The 21197-nt window shown below is 46.4% G+C and carries 17 protein-coding genes; 5 read left to right on the top strand and 12 right to left on the bottom strand.

Annotation, left to right across the window (positions count from 1 at the left end; genetic code table 11):
* Nucleotides 1-38 precede the first annotated feature (38 nt).
* The 6 genes from C3B51_RS13460 to C3B51_RS13435 all read right to left on the bottom strand — a co-directional run bounded on the left by C3B51_RS13460 (nucleotide 39) and on the right by C3B51_RS13435 (nucleotide 8108).
* On the bottom strand, nucleotides 39-2723 hold the full coding sequence (locus C3B51_RS13460; RefSeq protein WP_130245368.1) for a DUF349 domain-containing protein: 2685 nt from the start codon (nucleotides 2721-2723) through the stop codon (nucleotides 39-41).
* A complete protein-coding gene (locus C3B51_RS13455; protein ID WP_125719332.1) occupies nucleotides 2713-2994 on the bottom strand; it encodes a YeaC family protein in 282 nt (93 codons plus the stop codon). The genes C3B51_RS13460 and C3B51_RS13455 overlap by 11 nt, the downstream gene beginning before the upstream one ends.
* 2 nt (nucleotides 2995-2996) lie before the next feature.
* Nucleotides 2997-3323: a zinc ribbon domain-containing protein gene (locus C3B51_RS13450; RefSeq protein ID WP_125719330.1), complete on the bottom strand. Its 327-nt coding sequence runs from the start codon at nucleotides 3321-3323 to the stop codon at nucleotides 2997-2999.
* A gap of 202 nt (nucleotides 3324-3525) precedes the next feature.
* Nucleotides 3526-5256: an alanine/glycine:cation symporter family protein gene (locus tag C3B51_RS13445; RefSeq protein ID WP_125719327.1), complete on the bottom strand. Its 1731-nt coding sequence runs from the start codon at nucleotides 5254-5256 to the stop codon at nucleotides 3526-3528.
* A 66-nt stretch (nucleotides 5257-5322) separates the two neighbouring features.
* Nucleotides 5323-6450, bottom strand: coding sequence for a M14 family metallopeptidase (locus tag C3B51_RS13440; RefSeq protein ID WP_130245427.1), 1128 nt, complete (start codon nucleotides 6448-6450; stop codon nucleotides 5323-5325).
* A 212-nt stretch (nucleotides 6451-6662) separates the two neighbouring features.
* On the bottom strand, nucleotides 6663-8108 hold the full coding sequence (locus C3B51_RS13435) for a glyceraldehyde-3-phosphate dehydrogenase (RefSeq protein ID WP_125719324.1): 1446 nt from the start codon (nucleotides 8106-8108) through the stop codon (nucleotides 6663-6665).
* A 332-nt stretch (nucleotides 8109-8440) separates the two neighbouring features.
* Between C3B51_RS13435 and C3B51_RS13430 the strand changes: the two genes are divergently transcribed.
* On the top strand, nucleotides 8441-9247 hold the full coding sequence (locus C3B51_RS13430) for a DUF2989 domain-containing protein (protein ID WP_130245367.1): 807 nt from the start codon (nucleotides 8441-8443) through the stop codon (nucleotides 9245-9247).
* Between the two features lie 40 nt (nucleotides 9248-9287).
* Here C3B51_RS13430 and C3B51_RS13425 read toward each other — a convergent pair whose 3' ends face one another.
* Together C3B51_RS13425 and C3B51_RS13420 are read right to left on the bottom strand one after the other, a co-directional pair.
* Nucleotides 9288-9875 (bottom strand): MlaC/ttg2D family ABC transporter substrate-binding protein, encoded by a 588-nt coding sequence (locus C3B51_RS13425; RefSeq protein WP_240701903.1) that lies wholly within the window; start codon nucleotides 9873-9875, stop codon nucleotides 9288-9290.
* A gap of 202 nt (nucleotides 9876-10077) precedes the next feature.
* The gene (locus tag C3B51_RS13420; protein ID WP_240701902.1) at nucleotides 10078-11748 is read right to left on the bottom strand and encodes a putative bifunctional diguanylate cyclase/phosphodiesterase; all 1671 of its coding nucleotides are present in this window, start codon (nucleotides 11746-11748) and stop codon (nucleotides 10078-10080) included.
* A 158-nt stretch (nucleotides 11749-11906) separates the two neighbouring features.
* Between C3B51_RS13420 and purM the strand changes: the two genes are divergently transcribed.
* From purM to C3B51_RS13405, 3 genes are read left to right on the top strand one after another with little or no spacing between them, the layout of a single operon-like run.
* Nucleotides 11907-12959 (top strand): phosphoribosylformylglycinamidine cyclo-ligase, encoded by a 1053-nt coding sequence (gene purM, locus C3B51_RS13415; protein ID WP_130245366.1) that lies wholly within the window; start codon nucleotides 11907-11909, stop codon nucleotides 12957-12959.
* Nucleotides 12959-13621, top strand: a complete 663-nt coding sequence (gene purN, locus C3B51_RS13410) for a phosphoribosylglycinamide formyltransferase (protein WP_130245365.1) — start codon at nucleotides 12959-12961, stop codon at nucleotides 13619-13621. Before purM ends, purN begins: the two co-directional genes overlap by 1 nt.
* Nucleotides 13572-14333 carry a DUF3108 domain-containing protein gene (locus C3B51_RS13405; protein WP_130245424.1) on the top strand — a complete coding sequence of 254 codons (762 nt, stop codon included), beginning with the start codon at nucleotides 13572-13574 and terminating at the stop codon, nucleotides 14331-14333. The genes purN and C3B51_RS13405 overlap by 50 nt, the downstream gene beginning before the upstream one ends.
* A gap of 65 nt (nucleotides 14334-14398) precedes the next feature.
* On the opposite strand, the gene C3B51_RS13400 is transcribed toward C3B51_RS13405, so the two are convergent.
* The 4 genes from C3B51_RS13400 to C3B51_RS13385 form a co-directional block, all read right to left on the bottom strand.
* The gene (locus C3B51_RS13400) at nucleotides 14399-15163 is read right to left on the bottom strand and encodes a class II glutamine amidotransferase (RefSeq protein ID WP_046003298.1); all 765 of its coding nucleotides are present in this window, start codon (nucleotides 15161-15163) and stop codon (nucleotides 14399-14401) included.
* 269 nt (nucleotides 15164-15432) lie between these two features.
* On the bottom strand, nucleotides 15433-16401 hold the full coding sequence (locus C3B51_RS13395; protein WP_130245364.1) for a hypothetical protein: 969 nt from the start codon (nucleotides 16399-16401) through the stop codon (nucleotides 15433-15435).
* Nucleotides 16402-16466: 65 nt separating this feature from the next.
* Complete coding sequence (locus tag C3B51_RS13390) at nucleotides 16467-17258, bottom strand: hypothetical protein (RefSeq protein ID WP_130245363.1); 792 nt, start codon at nucleotides 17256-17258, stop codon at nucleotides 16467-16469.
* Between the two features lie 202 nt (nucleotides 17259-17460).
* Complete coding sequence (locus tag C3B51_RS13385) at nucleotides 17461-18012, bottom strand: hypothetical protein (protein WP_130245362.1); 552 nt, start codon at nucleotides 18010-18012, stop codon at nucleotides 17461-17463.
* A 742-nt stretch (nucleotides 18013-18754) separates the two neighbouring features.
* Here C3B51_RS13385 and C3B51_RS13380 point away from each other — a divergent pair.
* A complete protein-coding gene (locus tag C3B51_RS13380) occupies nucleotides 18755-21166 on the top strand; it encodes a TonB-dependent receptor (protein ID WP_130245361.1) in 2412 nt (803 codons plus the stop codon).
* The last annotated feature ends 31 nt before the right edge of the window (nucleotides 21167-21197 follow it).

Here is a 21197-nt window from a genome sequence, read left to right as displayed (position 1 = left end):
AAAAAAGCGCCTTGCGGCGCTTTTTCTGACTTATACAGTTAAGCGGTTAACACCTTAATCAGGCGCTCCTTGTCAACCTGCTCGCTGTCGTTAACCACTTGCGACAGGTAGCAATTAAGATAGTACTCCAGCGTTTGTGCGCCGCCCTGAAGTTTCGCTTCAAGCAGCGCTACCTGCTGAGCCATTCTGTCTTGCTGTAAGGCTTGCGGTGAGTCATTGTTGGTCATTACTTCAAGACGTAATAACAACTGCTCAGCAGAAAGCTCTGAGTCATTACCGGTTAGCCAGCAACTCGGTGGTGTATCACCTGCGCGCACAGCCTCTACCAGCTCATTGAACTTTTCACGGCTCTGGGCAGAAAAAAGCTCATTAAGCTTGGCTTCCACTTGCTCCAGCAACTGTTGCTTGGTCTTTTTCAGTGTGCCGATCACGTCTGTTGCAAGCACCGCTTCTTTAACCGATATCAGCTCTGACTGCGTTTTCGCATCGATCATTTGACTATCCAGCTCAGCCAGCAACTGACGCTGCTGCGTTTCTTGCGCCTGGGCCTGCTCACGCTCCGCGTTCTGTTGCGCCTGACGCTTACCAAACACTGCGTCATTGTGCTTTCTGAACTCCTGCCACAATGTGTGCTCCTGTTTGGTACCAGCAAAGCCAATTTCCTGCCAACGCTTTTGCAGATTTTTCAGGGTATCGCAGGCTTGCATAACGTCTTCAAGCTCAAGCTGAGCCTGTGCTTCATTCACCAGTTGCTGCTTTAACTGTGCATTGGCCTGGTGACGCGATTTCAACAACTCATTGACCTGAGTGTAGGCAGTGCGATAACGCGCATTCAGTGCCTGATAGGTCGCTGCATCCAGGCTACCTGCACCGCGCCATTGTTTGTTAATACGATTGAACGCACTTTCAACCTGACGCCAGTCCGGCTCAGCAGATTGCGCCTGGTTCAGCAACTCAGTCATTTGCTCAACCAATGCCTCGCGCTGCTCAATGATTTTCTGACGCTGCGCATCTTGCTCTGCAAAATACGCACGGCAAGGGGCAAATAATAGCTCGATTTTCTCATCAAACTGCGTAGCCTGTGCTTTTTCTTCTTCGCTTTCAACTCGTCCCAGTTCGTTCCAGCGCACGCGTAATAGTTTTACCTGTGCTGCACGGGCTTTAGGATCGACCTCTTGCTCTGTCAGCATCTCATCCAGCTGTTGCAACAATTCAGCACGTTTTGGCTGAGATGCGTATTTTTGCCAGTCTTTTAATTCCGTAAGTGCTTCACTCAAAGTACTGTGCTGTTTTGCCAGATGCTGTTTGTACCCTTCGCTCAGCAGCTCATAGCTTTCAATAAAGCCATTGAATACACCAAAGGCCACATTGAAACGACCCTGATCCAGCAGTCGCTGCACATCTCTTGCTTTTTTACGCGCTTCTTTAAGGTGTTTCTCCTGCCCATCAATCAGAGGTTTCATAGTTTGATTGAACTGATTACTGGCTTCTTTAAGTTGCTCTGAAGCCTGCTTTTTCAGTGCAACAGGCAAACGACGCAGTTGCGCGTGAGCATGCTGATAGGCTTGTTTTTGCTGCGCCATAACGGCATCAAACTGCGCAAGCTCTTCACTGGGTGCAACGTCAGCAAGTGCCTTTAGCGCCGAATCAAACTGTTCCTTTGCGCTGACAAGCTCAGGTAAACTCTCAAGCTGTCTGGCACTGTCACGCAGCTTATCTAGCAGCGCCTGTAATGCAGACTCAGTCCGGTATTCGGACGCTTCGATGTCGCCTTTCAGCTGGTTTAGCTGTGCATGCAGCGGATCCTGAACAGTCAGGTCCAGCGCTGCCACCGCATTAGAAAGTGCCTGCTGTAGCGCCTCATACCCAGCTTCAAACGCACTTACTGCTTTCGCTTTCGCTTGTACTTGTTCAGCTTGTTGCTGCGCCTGTTCAAACGCACGTTGCAAGGCCTCACGATGTTTGTTCAGCTTTGCCGAGATTGATTCAAACTTAGCCTGGTTAGTTTGCTGCGCTTCTTCGTTCAGCCACTGCACTTCCAGTGCCTGCCATTGTGCTTCGAGAGCATCCGCCTGGCTCGCAACAACCTGATAATCCTGTTTGTCACGTAGTGCGTTGAGTTTGGCCAAAACCAGTTTGGCCTCCTGAGCAACCTGTGCCGGCATAATCTGGCTCAGGCGTTGCTGCTCCAGTGTTTTCTCAAGTGCTGCACGCGCCTCGCCAGAGGCTGATTTAAGTACTGCCTTTTCAAGCTGATACTGAGCTATCAGGGGAAGTAACTGCACTTGTAACGGCTCACCACCCTCTTTAAATGCTTTTTCAATCAGCTTTGCATTGGCAAGACGCTTGAGCAGTTTTGCTTTTTGCTCGTTAGCAATATCACTGAAAGCGACTTTCTCGAGTGTTTTTGCTGGTGCGTAACGGTCAATATACTCATCACGGATCTCCTGGCTTAACGACCCTGAGCCCGATAACACTGCCTGAGAGATATGCTGCTCGGCCAGCTCTTTGAGCTCTTGATCCTGCTTATATACCTTCCACCACAAACTCAGATCATTAATTTTATCCAATACTTTCTTTCTGATCTGACTTGAGTCATCTTCCAAAGCCAAAGTGTGCAACACCTCAGCATCTTTACTTGTGTCCAGTTTGTCCACAGCGGCTAATCGCACCTGTGCTTTTGGGTGCTTCCATTTAGGGGTAAAAAGGTTTTTAAAGATCATTTTCGCTAAACCTGGCTATTTCATTTTCTGCTTTAAATTCTTGTTGCAACTCGCGCTTTGACTTTTGCACCATTTCGCCTTGCGCGTTAATGGTGAACTGCTCCGTACTTTTGGCAACTTTTGCCTGATATAACATGACCAACTGAACGGTTTGTTCTTTTTGTGCAACGCTCAACTCGGTGCCATCCGGCCAGCGTCCGGTAGCAGCGCCATATTGCAATCGTTCATAAAGTTCCGGCGTTATGTTTTTAACTAAACTGTCTATATTCATGTTCACTTTTTCTTTTTCAGTACCACTAAAATCACTCGGTTGACCAAATACCAGACCAGGCCGACACCAATTGCGCCTTTGGCTGCCAACATTTCCCACGTCCCTTCAACTGGCTGCTGCCAGTAAAGATATAAGAACCCACCCAGAAACAAGATCAGCGCCAGGAATGAATAGTTCATAATCTTTTGCTGTTTCTTGATTCGTCTGCGAACGGTTTCTCTGTGCAGCGATTCCTCATCCATATTCGCGACATCAAAATGACAATGTGGGCAGGTTTTGTGCTTAGAAGAAATGGGCTTGTTACAACTAGGGCATTGGGCAATTGCCATACTCGAGTGACTCCTAACGAAAAACTAGCATTTACACGCCGGCCATCTTTAGAGTGCTGATACCTGTGTGCTTATTGTCACTTAGTTTGGGCATACGCCAACTGGAGATGCACGTAACAATAAGCCCCTGTGGTACGACTGCTTCATAAAGAGTAAGACCAAAAAATAAGGCGCCATGTGGCGCCCTATTCTACTTGGTTTATTAAGGTTTGTCTTTTTGGAAATGCATTGAATTGTCTTTTTGTACCTCAGTATTTCCTTCTGACTGCTTCTGCTCTTTATCGAACTTGTCCCAATACTCATCAACAGAGTCTTTCATTTCCTTACGCAGTAACATGATCCCGAACAGGTTGGGTAATGTCATCACTACGATACCCACTGCTGCAAGCTTCCAGATCAGAGTTGTGTCCGCAAACGATGCCCAGAAGAAGCCCGCCACATAGAACACCCGATAAGGCATAACAGAACGAGAGCCGAGTAGATAGGTCATCGCACGGTCGCCATAATACGACCAGGCAATCGCAGTAGAGAATGCAAACAGCAGCAGACCAATCGACACGATATACTGTCCATTGTCACCGAAAAAGCCTCGGGTAAATGCTTTGGTTGTCAACTCAGCAGAGTGCACCAGAGATTTACCTTTGATGCTGATACTGTTGTCAACCAGCATACCCTTATCCACTTCGACAGTCCCGGTATAACGATGTTTTGCTGTGATACCAAAACGAATATCTTCACCAATTGAGCGCGAGTGGATCACCGTAAAGTCTTTATTCACCGCAACACCTTCAACAACGCGGATGTTACCGCTGTATGCCTCAACACTATGCCCGTCGATGCCATTGAGGTATTTGTATAATTCTTCGCGATCGCTGTCATTCGATTCAACATAGTTGCCATGCACTATGGTCATTGACGAACGCTCAAAGGTTGTTTCGAATTTCTCAGTCCAAACACCCGACGACAAGATAACCAAACCGGTCAGCGTACAGATCACTATGGTATCAATGAAAGGCTCAAGGATAGACACCATACCTTCAGATACCGGCTCGTCTGCTTTAGCTGACGCGTGTGCAATCGGTGCTGAACCCTGACCCGCTTCGTTTGAGAATAAGCCTCGGTTTACACCTCGGTTAAAGGCATAAGCAAAGGAGGCGCCCAGAAAACCACCGACCGCAGCCGAGCCGCTAAATGCGTTGGTAAATACGGCGGCAAAAGACGGGATAATGTTTTCAGCGTTATACAAAATAACGGCCAGCGCGCCGATAATGTATACAGCCGCCATCAGAGGCACAATCCGAGAGGTAATTGCAGCAATACGCTTGATACCACCGAGAATAACCAAGGCAAGTAAAATAGATAGCACCGCACCGGTGACAATAGGCTCAATATTAAACGTGGCTTCCATACCCTGAGCGATGTTGTTGATCTGCGGCAAACTACCCGTGCCGAATGAACTGATGACGGTTGCAATCGCAAACAACACCGCCAGCCACTTCATGTTTAGACGACGGTCCATGTAGTACATGGGGCCACCTGCCATCGTACCGTCTTCTGCTTTAGTACGGTACTTATGAGATAAGGTCACCTCAACAAACTTGGTGGTCATACCAAAGAATGCGGTCATCCACATCCAGAACAAGGCAGCCGGACCACCAATTGAAATAGCTAATGCCACACCACCGATATTACCGGTACCAACCGTCCCCGACAGAGCGGTCGACAGCGCCTGGAAATGCGTAGTGTCACCCTCGTGGCTTTTCTTGTCGTATTTACCAGTGACAATTTTGCAGGCATGTTTGAAATATCGGATCTGTGGGAATTTTAAATACAGTGTAAAAAACAGACCCACCCCAAGTAATACATAAGGGAACCACCAGGAGCCCCCTAACAAGGCATCCAGACTATCCAGAAAACTTCCTAACGCGTCCACGACTCTTCCTCTTTTTCGTTGTTATTATATGCAACAGGCAACCGATAAGGTTGCCTGTGACTATGATTATCTCAGATTGTCCACCACATTGACGATGGCGGCTAAGGTATCCTGACCAAACTGATATGAACGGCGATCAGACCAGCCATAGTGTGGATCAGGTAAATTTGCATTGTCTTTAAATGGCATCTCGATGGTATAAGCCAGCGCTTTAAACGCTTCACCCACAGCACAAGATGCGACCGTCAGGTTTGCCTGGCCAGGCTCATCTTTCGGGTAACCAAACTCGTCCTGAAACTCAGGTGTGATGGTCAGCAAGGCCTGTTTGAATTGCTCTTCCAGCGAGGCCAGGCGCTCATCATAACTTGGAATGCCTTCACTGCCGGCCACAAAGTTATATGGCAACGCTTCATCACCATGGATGTCTAGGTACAAGTCCAGGCCAGTTTCATGCATCTTATTCAGCACATGATAAACTTCTGGTGAGTTTTCGAGTGATGGCGTTTGCCACTCACGATTCAGGTTTACGCCTTTGGCGTTAGTACGCAAATGACCGCGCACGCTGCCATCCGGGTTCATATTTGGCACAATGTAGAACACCGCTTTCGACAACAGCGCAGCGGCATGCGGATCTTCGTCGTCCAGCAGTTTGTGCAGCAGGCCTTCAACAAACCACTCTGCCATGGTTTCGCCCGGATGTTGGCGTGCAGTGATCCAGATTTTTTTCTTTTCATCGCCCGGCTCGCCGACACACAACAGGCTGATATCACGACCATCTAAGGTTTCACCCAGGGTTTCAACTCGGCACGCATCATGGCTTTGTGCCCAGTAAACCAGATCCAGGTGACGCTCGTAGCTGTACGGTGCAAAATATGCAAAATAGGTGTGGTGACACTCAGGTTCAAAGTCGATCACCAGCTGGCCATCCTGATAGCTGCTTGGCACGCGGAACCAGGTTTGTCTGTCATAAGAGGCAACGGCCTGATAGTCATCCCAGCCTTCAGGGTAGGCCGAGTTTTGCAGATTGTTAATATGGAGTTTGTGTTCTACAAATGGCGTCGATTCAAGACGAAAGTGAAACCATTGAAAAAATTCGGATTCGTTATCGTGGTTAATTTCCAGCTGAATGTCTAGTGGAGCCTCAGCAGAAATTACTTTGATATTTCCGCTGTCAAAATTACTGGTGATCTTCATCATATACCCTAAATAAAAAAACCATCTCACTGCGCCAGATGTTATGTGCAAAGCGCTTAACAGCGCAGTACACAGTCAAGGAACTTTGTTTTAACCTTGATGATTTTTGTTAGTGATTTGTAGCAATAAATCAGCTGCAAGCCTAACACACCTGGTGCGAGACAAAAACAAAAAAAGCCAGCAATCGCTGGCTTTTTTAGACAAACCGAGAATTAACGCGGCAGGCTTGGGAATTGTACCTCAGCCATGTCACGCATTACACGTACAACCTGGCAGCTGTAGCCAAACTCGTTATCGTACCATACATAAAGTACAACACGGTCACCGTCAACGATGGTTGCTTGTGAGTCAACCACGCCAGCGTAGCGGCTACCAACCAGGTCAGTTGATACAATTTCAGTCGACGCTGTGTAGTCGATCTGATCGCGAAGCTCTGAATGCAATGATGTCTCACGCAGGAACTCGTTCAATTCTTCTGCGGTTGTTTCAGCGTTCAGGTTCAGGTTCAAAATAGCCATAGATACGTTTGGCGTAGGAACACGGATAGCGTTACCCGTTAGTTTACCGGCAAGCTCTGGCAGGGCTTTTGCGACGGCTTTTGCTGCACCTGTAGAAGTAATAACCATGTTCAGTGCCGCACTGCGACCACGACGCTCAGCTTTGTGATAGTTGTCGATCAGGTTTTGGTCGTTGGTGTACGAGTGAACCGTTTCAACGTGACCATTTTTGATACCAAACTTGTCGTTCAGAGCTTTCAGTACAGGCGTAATGGCGTTAGTCGTACAGCTTGCTGCAGACACAATTTTGTCTTCAGACAGAATGTCAGCGTTGTTAACACCGTAAACCACATTCTTGATGTCGCCTTTTGCAGGTGCTGTAAGAAGTACTTTAGACGCGCCTTTTGATTGCAGGTGTTTACCCAGACCATCTTCGTCTTTCCATACACCTGTGTTGTCTACAACCAGTGCATTTTCAATACCGTACTGAGTGTAATCCACTTCTTCCGGAGAATTCGCGTAGATAACCTGAATGTAGTTACCATTTGCTTTGATAGCGCCTTTTTCATGGTCAACAGTGATGGAACCGTTGAATGGACCATGAATTGAGTCGCGACGCAGCAAGCTTGCGCGTTTTTCAAGGTCACCATCGCGACCACCACGTACCACAATTGCACGTAAGCGCAGGTCAGCGTGAGAACCGCCACGTTCGATCAACAAACGCGCTAACAGACGACCGATACGGCCAAAACCATACAGAACAACGTCGCGAGGGGCCGGACGCTTGCCTGTGTTTAGCAGTTCAGCAAGCTCTGCATTGAGGTATTCCTCAATCGAACGGCCTTCGCCTGCGTTTTTATAAATGTAGGCATACGCCAGTTTACCTAAGTCAACACGGCCAGGCGCCAGTTCCATTTTGCTGATCACTTCCAAAAATGGGAAGCTTTCGCGCAGACGCAGTTTAGTCTCTTCAAAACGTGCGACTGTTTTATGGGCTTTAATAACATCGATAGTGCTGGTGTTTACAAGAGGACGGCCATAAACCGCAATTTCTACACCCAGGTTACGATACAAACGACCGATGATCGGTTGCATGCTTTCTGCGTAGTCTTGACGTTCTTGCCAGCTGTTTTGATATTCTTGCTCGTGAGATGAGGTCATTTTTTCTGCCTAATAAACAATTTTTGAACGGATAGCCTAACGGAGCCTGATGTATTGCATAATTTGAGAGTCAGCAGGTCCCAAGGCAGCGACATTTTAATTTAAATGGCGCTGATTCTCCACCATTTACTGACAATTGTTGCTGTAAAATTAACTGCACAGTTAATTCCAGACCCGATCCGTCCAATTTCTGTTCTCTTCCCTAAGATATTCGCCATGAGGCTGTCAGGCACGCTATCCCTTGCTACACTTGAAGTAAATAAAGGGTGGCCAGAATTGTCGAAATTGGTACTATACGAGCGCAACAACAAAGACTTGGAGTAAGTATAACAATGAGGTGGTGGCTAATATCAGGCCTGTGTGTTACGTCAGCGTTGCTCAGTGGCTGCGACGACACAATCACACTGAATAAAATCTGCACAGAGACTCCTGGGTTTTGTGAAGATCTCAATAAAGATAGTCATTGTAAAGAGCAACGCGCAGAGGTGATATTTGCGCGTTATCATGAATACAAAGCGCCCACTGATGACAACCGATACACCTTGCTGAAAAATTTTGAAAAATATAACGAGTGTGTGTCGCTGGCCTCAAAAATTGAACATATCAAATTAAAAGAAAAAACCACGTCGCGGGTTGAAGGCCATCTGACCAGCCTGAAAGAAATGACCCGGATCTACCAGGATACGATTGACACAGAGCATCCAGGCTTACTCTACTACCATTGGTCCAGACGCAATAACCGCATGGCGCTAAACAAATTGCTTAACATGCAGGATCAGGAAAACGTAAAAAGTGACAGCGAAATACAGCTGTTTCTGGCAACTTTCTACGCCAAAATTGATGATGACAAAACCATAGATATTCTGTATCGCGTTTTAGAGCTCAATAAAGCCGGTGAAACGCCGGACCCGGAAGTGTACGCAAGCCTCGTCAGTATTTTTTACAAACAGCAAAAATATAAGCACGCTTATACATTCGCCCGAGTGGCGCAATTATCTGGCTTTGAGGATATTGATATCCTGCCGGTTGAACATAAGCTTTCTGCCAGCGGCAAAGATCTGGACTCGCTGGATACCCTGGCGGCGAAAACCTGGGAAGAGATTAACAGTGGTGAATTTCTCTCCCCAAGGAATTTCTAAAAGCAGGTTCCTATGACAGTGGTCTGAACAGGCCACTCTTCTAGCTTTTAGCGTTCAGCTCCGCAGTTACCTGTGTCAAACCCACTTGTGAGATCCGCGCCGCTATTTCTTTTTGCTTTGCACTCAGTAACGAAATGCCCTCGGCGACCAGGTCGTATACCCGCCACTCACCTTTTTTGCTTTTGCGAAACTTAAAGTGTATGTCGATATCCGGACCGGCAGGCTGTCTGACAACGGCCTTTACTGTGGCGTATTTACTTTCTTTGCTCGTTGGCAAAGCTTCAAATATGACTTGCTGCCCTTTGTATTGCATCAAAGCACTGGCATAACTGACTTCCAGATAATGTTCAACCGCCGAGATAAACGCCAGTGCCTGCGGCTTTGTCAGCCCCTTGATATGTTTACCCAGCAGCTTGTACGACACGAATCGGATATCAATGTGCGACATCAGATGCGTCCTGACTAACTTACGCATCTCTACAGGACTGGCATTGCCGTCCTGATTGATTTGTTTTATGTCCGAAAACAGTGTTTCTCCCACTTCATTGATAAGCGCCAGTGGCGCCTTAGAAGCCAAAGTCATTGATGAAAACAGCAGTAGAAAAAGTCCGGCAAATAACTTGTTCACGTTCGCTCCTTGATAGTTTACTAAATTGACGTCCGGGTCCTGCTCTGGCGAAGCGCTCAGAGTTGCAGGTGTGTACCACCTAATGTAGCGCTAAAATCGGCGTGAATGTGTGAAAAAATGTATGAAAATAATACAGGTTCAGCAACAGGTCAGCTTTGTACTGCGGCGCTGATTCGATTTGTAATCAACAAAACTGTATGTATTAACGTTTAAGTACTTTTTTAACCATACGGTGAGAGTGCAACCAATGCTTGGCACTGTCTGGCTCCAGCGCTTCACTGATGTAATAGCCCTGCAAATAATGACATCCCTTAGCATTAAGATAAGCAGCCGTTTTACTGTCCTCTACTCCTTCTGCTACCACCGAGCAACCCAGCCGGTTAGCCAGGTATATCGTCGTCTCGACGATTGCCTGATCTTTGTCGCTGTCCAGGCAGGCGCTGATGAATGAGCGATCAATTTTAATTTGCGAAATGGGCAGCTCCCTGAGCATTGAAAAAGACGAAAACCCGGTGCCAAAGTCATCAATGCTCACCGCAAACCCCATATCAATTAAAACACCTATCATATATTTGGCCTGCTCAACATCAAGCATCACCATGCTCTCGGTTAGCTCAAACACTATCCGACTAGGCTGAACATCATATTTTGTTTGTAGCTCAACCAGTTGATTGATCAAATAGCGACCCTGAAAATCCTGGCTAGACAAGTTTATGTGGACCGTTACAGCAGGCTCTATAACCAAAAACTCATGCAGCTGTGCGAATACCTGCTCAATCACAAAGGCGCTTATCTGCTTGATATAGTTATTTTTCTCTGCAATAGGAATAAAGGTCATCGGGCTGATAAAGGTGCCTGATGCATCGCGCCAGCGCAGCAAAGCCTCCAGCCCATGGACTTCGTTGTTATGGCCGCATACCAGCGGCTGATAAAACACACTGAGCTGATTGGTATTGATCGCTGTTTTGAGCGCAGAAAACAACTCAAATTCCGCTTCTACGCCATCATGCAAGGCCTGATCAAATATCACCAAGCTCTGTCGGCTGTGCTTAGCTGCATACATGGCTATGTCTGCGTGTTTGAGCAATTCAGTCACAGAGGGTTTTTGCTCGGAACAAAAGACACGTGCTCCCGCACTGTAAAGCACATCAACATGGACATCCTCAATCACCAATCCATCATTGAACGCTTTAAGCAACCCATTATTGAATGCAAATAAGGCGGTTTCATTGGCAGCATCGGTCACAACCACAAACTCATCGCCGCCCATTCTGAACACCCGGCTGTCGCTTGCAATGGATGAACGCATACGCTTTGCAAAGGCAATCAGTACCTTATCGCCAAAAAAATGGCCAAGCGCATCATTGATCTGTTTGAAATTATTGATATCCATGAGCAAGACGCTAAAGGCCCTACCCTGTGAAATACGCCGTTCAATATGACTAATGCACTGCTGGCGATTCTCTAGCTGAGTGAGTGAGTCGTGCCGCGCCTGGTGGCGCTCACTTTGCGCTACATCTTTAAGCTGTTGCAAGCTGGAGCGGCTAAGCGTAACAACCACAATCACAAACACAGCCCCTAGCATAAGTATCACCGAAAGCCCCAGCACCAAAGGCGAGTTATTTGCAGTGCGATAAACCTGATAGGCAAAGGCCAGATAACCACAGATAAAGAAGACAATCAGCGCCATTAACACCTGCCAGCCACGGTTTTGTGCTATCCGACAGATCTGCAATGCAGGCCTTAATGCCAGTAACAGCAACAATAAACCAATCACAATCAAGCTCAGACTCAGGCTTTCCACAAAGATCACATTCAGACGCACCAGAATGTGCTCAGTATAGTGAAGAAATGCCCATCTTGCGTTGCTCATAACAGGTACAGCTAAGCGCCGTGCCCCATTTTAGTGCCCTTTTATTGCGTTCGATATCTGTGTGGATGCAAGCCAAATCGACTAGCCGCACTGGCGCATTTGATGTAAAATACGCGCGTTTCTAAGCAAATCCATTCTGTTATTTTTGAGGAAAACCTGTGAGCGAACAAAAACAGTCTCTGAGCTATAAAGACGCAGGCGTTGATATCGATGCGGGCAATGCATTGGTTGAGCGCATTAAAGGGGTAGTTAAAAAGACGCGTCGCCCTGAAGTGATGGGCGGAATTGGCGGCTTTGGCGCATTATGCGAGCTACCAACCGGATATAAAGAGCCTGTCTTAGTTGCTGGCACAGATGGCGTAGGCACTAAGCTGCGTCTGGCCATCGATTTGAAAAAACATGATACTGTTGGTATCGACCTGGTTGCCATGTGTGTAAACGACTTAATAGTTCAAGGTGCTGAACCCCTATTTTTCCTTGACTATTACGCAACAGGTAAACTGGATGTAGATACCGCTGCCGACGTAGTCACTGGTATTGGTACTGGTTGTGAGCTGGCAGGCTGTGCCCTGATCGGCGGTGAAACCGCTGAAATGCCAGGCATGTACGAAGGCGAAGACTACGACATGGCCGGTTTCTGTACCGGTGTTGTTGAAAAGTCAAAAATCATTGATGGCACTAAAGTTGCCGAAGGTGACCAACTTATCGCCCTGGCTTCAAGCGGTCCACACTCAAATGGCTACTCGCTGATCCGCAAAGTACTGGAAGTGTCTGGCGCCGACACCAGCGAAGAATTCGCAGGTAAACCGCTGGCCGAGCACCTGCTTGAACCAACCCGCATTTACGTGAAACCGATTCTGGAACTACTGAAAGAAGTAGACGTACATGCCCTGTCGCACATCACAGGTGGTGGTTTCTGGGAAAACATCCCACGCGTATTGCCAGAATCAGCCAAAGCCGTTGTTAAAGGCGACAGCTGGGAATGGCCTGCAGTATTTAACTGGCTACAGGAAAACGGTAACATCAGCACCCATGAAATGTATCGCACCTTTAACTGTGGTGTTGGTATGATCCTGGTAGTGCCTGCTGATAAACTTACACAAAGCTTGGAGATTCTCAAAGCACAGGGCGAAAACGCCTGGCACATTGGTGAAATTCAAGCGGCAACCGCAGGCGAAGAACAGGTAGAAATTCTGGGTGGTGCCGAGTAATGGCACCCGAACGATCTCCAATTCGTATTGTTGTGCTGCTCTCAGGCAGTGGCTCTAATTTACAGGCCATTATGGACAGTTGTCAGCGCAACGAAATCAATGGCGAGATCTGTGCCGTCATCAGTAATAAAGCGAACGCATACGGGCTGCAACGCGCCCAGCAAGCGGACATCGACACGCAAGTGTTAAGTCACAAAGACTTTGACAGCCGCGAAGCCTATGACCAACGTTTAGCACAATTAATTGACTCATATAATCCAGATTTAGTTGTATTAGCTGGATTTATGCGTATTCTAACTGCTGACTTAGTGCAAAAATTTAAAGGAAAAATGTTGAACATTCATCCTTCTTTGTTGCCTAAGTACCAAGGGCTGAATACCCATCAAAGAGCGATTGATGCAAAAGAAACGTTTCATGGCGCCAGTGTTCACTTTGTGACAGAAGAACTAGATGGTGGACCGGTCATCGTACAAGCCAGGGTACCTATTCTGGCTGATGATACTGCGCATACGCTGTCACAGCGGGTTCATGAACAAGAACATATAATCTATCCTTTGGTGGTCAAGTGGTTCAGCGAACACAGACTAACGATGGAAGCAGACTATGCCGTTTTTGACAATCAACCCCTTCCAGCTCAAGGCGCAAACTACCCAGAAGAATAAAAAATACAGCGCTTTACTATTAGGTTTAAGCGCTGTTTTCTCCTCTTCCTTATTTGCCAGTGATCTTGTTCCCTACCGTGCGGAATACGACGTACTTCGTAAAGGCGAAGTGCATGGCAATGCCATTCGGGAGCTCTCTAAGGTGTCAAACGATACCTATTCACTGAATTACGAAAGTAACATTGAATGGATGATTTTTTCCGATGAGCGCACGGAAAACTCACTGTTTACTTACCATGATAAGTCACCAAAACCGCTGCTTTATACCCTGAAGCGTGAAGGCACCGGGCCAGACAAAAGCTACAAAATCCGCTTTGACCGCGAAAATAAACAACTCTTTAAAGACGACGAAAAATACCCCATCAATGCCGACTGGAACGAAAAACGCCACGATGTGTTGTCGTACCAGATAGCCCTGCGCAACGATGTAAAAGCGGGCAAAACCAAAATGAGCTACCCCATTGTGGATAAAAATGGCAATGTGCGCAGCTATGACTTTGAAGTAGTGGGACCGGAGACCATCACCTTACCCGTCGGCAATGTCGAAACCATTAAGGTGAAGCGCCTGTACGACAACGACAAGCGCCAGGCAATGGCCTGGCTGGCGCCCGCCTACCACTACTCTGTGGTACAGATGTTTAAAGGCAAAGACGGCGTAGAGCAATTTATGATCCAGCTAAAAAGCTTTGATGCAGAAAAGCCAAAACAATAAAAAGCATTAAAAAAGCCCTGATGTTCAGGGCTTTTTAATTTCGTTATCTCGATGAACCGGCTTCGCTAGATTTTTTCTCCGAGCTTAAACAGCACATACTCGCCCGGCTCCATCTTGGTCCACTGCTCGTCATTGGTCAGCGGCCGGGTGGCAATCACAGTCACTACATCATCCGGGGTGGTTTCTTTTTGAAAATCCACCACCATATCCGCATCAATTAAGGTTGCCTTACCAAACGGCGCACGGCGGGTGATCCAGTGCAAATTGTTAGAGCAGTACGCCAGCACAAATACGCCATCGGTCAGCAGCATATTAAAAACCCCTTTGTCCATCAGGGTTTTCGCCAGCTTCGCAACATAGCGAAACACGGTTGCCATGTTTTTTGGCCGTTTCGGGTATTTTTCACGGATCTTGTCCAGAATCCAGCAAAATGCCAGCTCGCTGTCAGTATTACCCACCGGCTTATAAAACTCAGTAGTCAGATCTTTATAGTTAGACAACTGGCCGTTGTGGGCATAGGTGATCTCCCTGCCCCACAGCTCACGGGTAAACGGATGGGTATTCTCAAGACACGTTCTGCCCCGGTTGCCCTGGCGAATATGGCTGATCACCGACACACTTTTGATCGGATAAGCTTTTACCAGCTTGGCAATTTCCGACTGACAGCTAGGCTCAGGGTCCTTAAACGTCCGACATCCCTTGCCCTCATAAAAAGTGATCCCCCAGCCGTCCTTATGCGGCCCGGTATTCCCCCCACGCTCCAGCAACCCGGAAAAACTAAAACATATATCCGTGGGTACATTGGCAGACATGCCCAAAAGTTCACACATAGAATAAAAAGCCTTTAAATTTCATATAGTTCAATCTGAGACATTCTCTTTTTTACTTTCTGGTCTCAGTTTTGGTCACAGTTTGGATTAGGCGTGACCACAATGCTTGTAAGCCAAATTTTATCACCAAGTGGCAGAGGGTACCAATGCGTAATCAGGGGCTTTGTTTTATGATGGCCCTGATTGACAGTGATCGTCGGGAAGAGGTGGCTTCAGACAATCAGGTACTTGCTTAACATGTGATTTGAAGTTCTATTCCAATATAAATTTTATGCATCTTTATAGTGCTTATCCCATAAATGGTTGTGGTACCCCTTACAATCCGGACACAGTTTGTCAAAGTGCATAAAACTTGAGAGCCTCCTTGAATAACACCCACAATCCTCACATGTATGAGCTTTAATATCTTTACGCCACTCTATTAAACTAGCTAGCTCATTTTCAATAGAACTAATCTGTGTTTTCAATTGCGTCAAATACTCTTTATGAAAGGTTAATTGCTCGACATATGAATCAAAGCTTTCAAGGAACTCATCAAGCTCCTCTTGATTAGCTGTATTACAAAGCCCAGCTTCAATTAAGGCTCGCTCATTTGAATAAGAAATGAACTGAGTAATTTCTTGATACTTGGATGAAGTATCAACAAATTTTATATCTTTCGCATACTCCCCTAGCTCAAGCTTGATTATCGCTAGAGATTCTTTTGGGCAGCAGATCACTTCTATCTCTTCATAACTAAAATGGAAGCCAGGTATGTCCGCGTAACGCCACTCCCTCTCCCAAGTAAACCCCTGTCTTTCGGTATTTTCACCTAATGGATGAATAAGCGGGCTGAGAGAATCTAAAAAGTGTTGCGTTTTATCATCTAAATATTTTATCTTTTTCAATTCAAAAAAATTAGCCAACTTCGCTCCATCTAGATATAAGGTTGGTCTAACTCCTCGCTCTACCATAAGAGCTTTTTTAAAACCTATTCCAAAGACCATTTTTTCGTTACTTCTGCGTTTAGATATCTCTAAAAATGCTCCAATCGCATGAATCGGAGTTTCAGTAAAGCAAGCTATTTGATGACTAAAGCTATCTTTGTTTGCACCTTTAGGTTTTAGTGCCTTAATCAGCCCAGTACGATTATCAGCGCCTGACTTCAAAATACTATGGAAGCTTTTTTCATCAGTCATATGTATAAGGTAATTGGACATATCTGGTTTAGTAACTGGATCTATTTCAAAAGCCTTCATAGCCTCTCCTTAATATTTATCACAAACCAATCTCTTGACGAGTTTATTATCTTCTAATACGCTAGCTATTTAGGCTCCTTCAAGCTTTCTCTTTTGGATACGGCTACGTTGAAGACTCTAACTAAAACATCAAAATCTGTTAGGTCTTTAATTTCAATTAACATTTTTCCTTTTTTCTTTAATTTTCCTATACCCTTTTTAGCATTTTTTTCTTGAATGTCATTCACAGCCGAACAATGGTAAACGATAAGAAAACCATGCAGCATCATGTAGTAAATAATACCATCTCCTGGGTGCCTAGTTTCTTCTACATTGAGATCTAGGATTACACGACGCATCTGTTCGCCTGTAATTTGCCCGCTTTTATCCCGAATCTTGCATACATAAATATGAAGAAAATGATCTAGCCTCAAACACGCTTTGATGCATATTTTTCCTTTTAAAATGCACTGTCGTAACATCTCATTAAACTGGCCTAAATCCATATTGGAGTACCTATTTGAGACCAAAGCACGCCAAAGAATGCTTGCTAGATATAAAAATACCTTGAGGTAATCATAGTCTTTAAAGACAAGTAAATTGTCATCATGTTTACATCTACTAATTTTACTTCTATCGAGAAAAATGCGAGTTCCATAATTCTCATATTTTTGAGATAGTAACTGTTCGCAACTTTGACATAGAAGGCGTTCTTTAGGGTCACTATTTGTCAATTTGGCGAGCTCCTCACCTTCATTTACCCAAACTAACTGACCATTACTTTTTGCGTGTTTGAAATAAGAGCGAGGAATAATATGAGACTTTCGTAGCTCCTTGCTCTCAAAACATAATTTACAAACCCCGATATTTTCAGCCATTTTCGCTCCACTCATTCCTATTCGAATGCCCTTGATTTTGGCGCACTGATATCGAACCATTGGTTTAAGATTGGTAGTAAACCCGCAACTCTTTCCACCAGTGACTCCATTGAACCTTTCACAATGGTAGTTAAGCAAAGAGTCATATCTGCCAAGTAAAGCTAATCGAAATCACATTCGAACGCCCAACAAAACCACCAGCTCACTCCCCACCCCGCTCTGCCGTAATCCTCATATCAATATACCATTTATCACCACCTTCAAGTTGCTTGCTGCTTTCCCAGACAAACCCCTTGTCGCTTATCTGGCTAAAGCGAAAGTGTGCGGGTTGTAGTTCACCATTTGGCAAACGCTGTTCCACTTCAAGATGAACGCCCTCATTATCTCTGTGTGCGGTAAATGGGTTCAGGGTTGCGCTCATTTGTACGGGTAAGAACACCTGATGCCAGCGCTTGTCCTGAAGTGAAAAGGTTCTGAGTGTTCTGCCGGCGTAGGTTACCTTGCCCTGCGCATCGAGCAGGCTGAAATCGTCGACCACCATTTTATGGTCAAATGCATATTGGGCTTGCCAGCGACATGGCGCTGAAAAAAGTGTTTTGCCTTGCGGATCGAGCTGCTCATACCGGCACTGCCAGTTTCCAATCAAAAACGCATAGTCGCTGGCCGCTGCTGGCGCTCCCGGGTAAAGCTCAGTGTTGTCAGCCGCCGACACATAGCAACTTAAGCTAAGCAAGCATATAAAGAAAAAGCGCATAGTGGATATCACAAATATTTAACTGTGACTCAGTATGGCCTAAAAGAGCTGCACAGCAAAGTGCTGTCAATTAACGCCAGCTCTTTGCTGCAACAACACACTGTGACTCTCTATAGTGTATTTGCGTACTACAAATCAGTTACAGCTCGATTTAAAACACTCCCTTCACTCGTCTGTTGCGATATTACTAATGTGCCAAACACCAGCTTATGAGTAATCAAGCCTTGGAGCGCTTACCACCACCTCCGCTTACCCGAAATTTTGCAAACCTATTCATTAATGGCTGCTCAGCCGGGTAAGCCACCAGCATATTTATTCATCTTTTAGCCAATACTAGCCACATTTTGTCTTACCGTGGTTTACAGCGCTTTCGCAAACAGCACTTCATCCTAAGGGGGCTCCAAGATATTGAGCAACTTGCGACCACTTTGCATACTATTTCGCTTACCAAACTGCCCTAAGCAAAATCAGAAACAACCAAATCGCATACTTAATTCAAAAGAGCGCATAAAAACCCCAGTAAAGAGATAAAAAAACCAGCGAAAACACAAATAACCGTGAAAATTTTTTTACTGCAATTTCATGCACAAATTCGACTAAAAACCCATTGATAGTGAATATTTTTGCAAATATAATAAATAATTATATTCGTACCTTTTTTGCTAATCTTGTTACGAGATTCACTTTATGCTTTCTTAGTTTGCATAAAAACAACAACCAGAACTCTCCGGGATGTAATACAATGCTAAAACCAAAACTCCTATCTCTGGCCATTGCTACGGCTTTGCCAGGGTCGATTATGCTCAGTGCAGCGGCACAGGCCGATGAAGCTGGGGCCAAAGAAAAATCGCTTGAAGTTATCCAGATCACGGCTACTCGCCGCAGCGGCTCAGTGCAGGAAGCGCCCTTAAACATCACCGCGCTCGATGCCGATATCATGAAAGACCAAAACATTGGTGAGCTGGCTGATGTGGCACGCTGGGTGCCAGGTCTGACCGTGACCGATCAGGGTGGACGCTCTGGCTCTCCTATCATAGTGCGGGGACTTAACACCAACTCGTCAGGCCCGGATCAGGACGGCGGCACAGTCGCGACCTATATCAATGAAATTCCGGTTTCGCTCGACATGCGCCTGACCGATGTGGAGCGCGTTGAAGTCTTGATTGGCCCGCAAGGTACACTTTACGGTGCCGGCACACTGGGCGGTGCTATCCGCTACATGCTTAAAGCCCCCGAGTTAGACATCACCACAGTAAAGCTGTATGGCGACTTATTTAAAAACTCAGAGAGTGATTCGGTTGGTGGTGAAGGCGGTTTTGTGTTCAACACCCCTATCATTGAAGATGAACTGGCGCTGCGTGCCAGCCTGAATCAGTATGAAGATCCCGGGTTTATTGATTACAACTATGTGGTCCGCGAAGGCGGAGCGTCTTTGGCTGATCCGGATTGGAGCAACCAAAGTGCCGTTGATAACAACCTCAAACGCGTGGCCGATGCCAATGGCGAAACCACCACCACGGGCCGTATTTCTGTGCGCTGGAAGCCGAACGACTGGTTTGATGGCACGCTAAATTACTTTTACCAGAAACAGGAAAGCGAAGGTCGCTCTATTGTGCACTATCAGGCACTCAACCCGGCAAACGGATTGAACGATCGTATTGGTAAGTATGAATCTGCCTATCGTTACGAGGAGCCCAGAGACAAAGAAGATGATCTGCTGAGTCTGGAATTAAAAGCCGATCTGGGCTTTGCTGAACTGGTTTCTGCATCCGGCTGGTCGAGCTTTGAGGCCGACGGCCAGCGCGACCAAACCGATTTGCTGATCCGTCTGGACTACGGCTACGAGGAATTCCCGTCCTTCTCAGCGTTTACCCGTGAAGAGGAAGAAGAAGACACCTTCACTCAGGAGATCCGTTTGGTCTCTCAGAGTGACTCTGCGTGGAACTGGATTGTTGGCGGCTTTTACAACAAGTTTGAAAGTGATGCCAGCAGTAAAGAGTTTACGCCAGGCTTTGGCGAATTTGCCGTGGCTGAGTTCGAGGGTGCGCAAACCCGCCCGGACAACTTGGAATATTTCTCGGTTGACCGCAGTGAAATCACAGAGCAGGCCCTGTTCGGTGAAGTCGGTTATCAGGTCAATGACAAGCTAACCATTACCGTCGGTGCACGTTTTTATGAGTATGAAGTAAAAGCAGCGTCTGCCGTAGACTTCCCGCTGGCAAACACGTTATACAGCGGCGCCAAACCAGACGACATCACACTGGACTTTAAAGACAGTAACGCCGATGACGACGGCAACCTGTTTAAATTCAATGCCAACTATCAGTTTACAGATTCTGTTATGGCCTATATCACGGCCAGTGAAGGGCTCCGTATTGGTGGCTCTAACGGTCTGGATCCTTGCCCGGATCCATTGCCAGACAAACAGCTCGGCTGTGGCATGCCCGATGAGATGCTCTATGAAGCTGACACAACAACCAACTATGAAGTGGGTCTAAAGAGTACCTGGTTAAAAAACCGCTTACACTTTAATGCAGCACTATTTAACGTTGACTGGGACAATGCCCAAATCTCAGGTGCCACTGTCATCGGGCAGCTGCCTTACACGTCCAATGCAGGTTCTGCCAACGCCAAAGGCGTTGAGATCTCAACACGTGCTATTTTAAATGACTATATGAGTATGTATGCGACCTATGCCTACACTAAAGCTGAGTTAACCGCAGATGCGCCTTTCCTGTTTAATGTAGACGGCACCGATGGCGGTAAAGATGGCGACCGACTGCCAGGTTCACCGGAACATCAGTTCTCTTTGGGCGTGAATTATGAAATGGAAGTGCTGGGCGATAAAACGCTGGACATCAACTACGGCCTGACGGCACAAAGCGATATCATTTCCAAAGTAGGCTTGCGCGATAGCGGCGAAACCCTGTCTGGTTATGGGATCAGTAACCTGTCAGCCAAGCTGACCGGTGATATGTGGTCTGCCACCCTGTACGTCAATAACCTGTTCAATAAGTACGCCTTTACCTCAGTACGGCGCGATGTACGGGATATCACCACCGCTAACGGCGCTGAGATCCAGCGTAACTATGGCCACTATCTAAACAAACCACTGACAGTGGGTATTAAGTTCGACTATCAGTTCGAACTTTAGTAAATTGAACTCTCCCGCTCAGGCCCATCCA

Origin of the sequence: Pseudoalteromonas rubra (assembly GCF_004212645.1) — a bacterium.
Classification (GTDB): domain Bacteria; phylum Pseudomonadota; class Gammaproteobacteria; order Enterobacterales; family Alteromonadaceae; genus Pseudoalteromonas; species Pseudoalteromonas rubra_G.
This window is presented reverse-complemented; position numbering and strand designations above follow the sequence as displayed.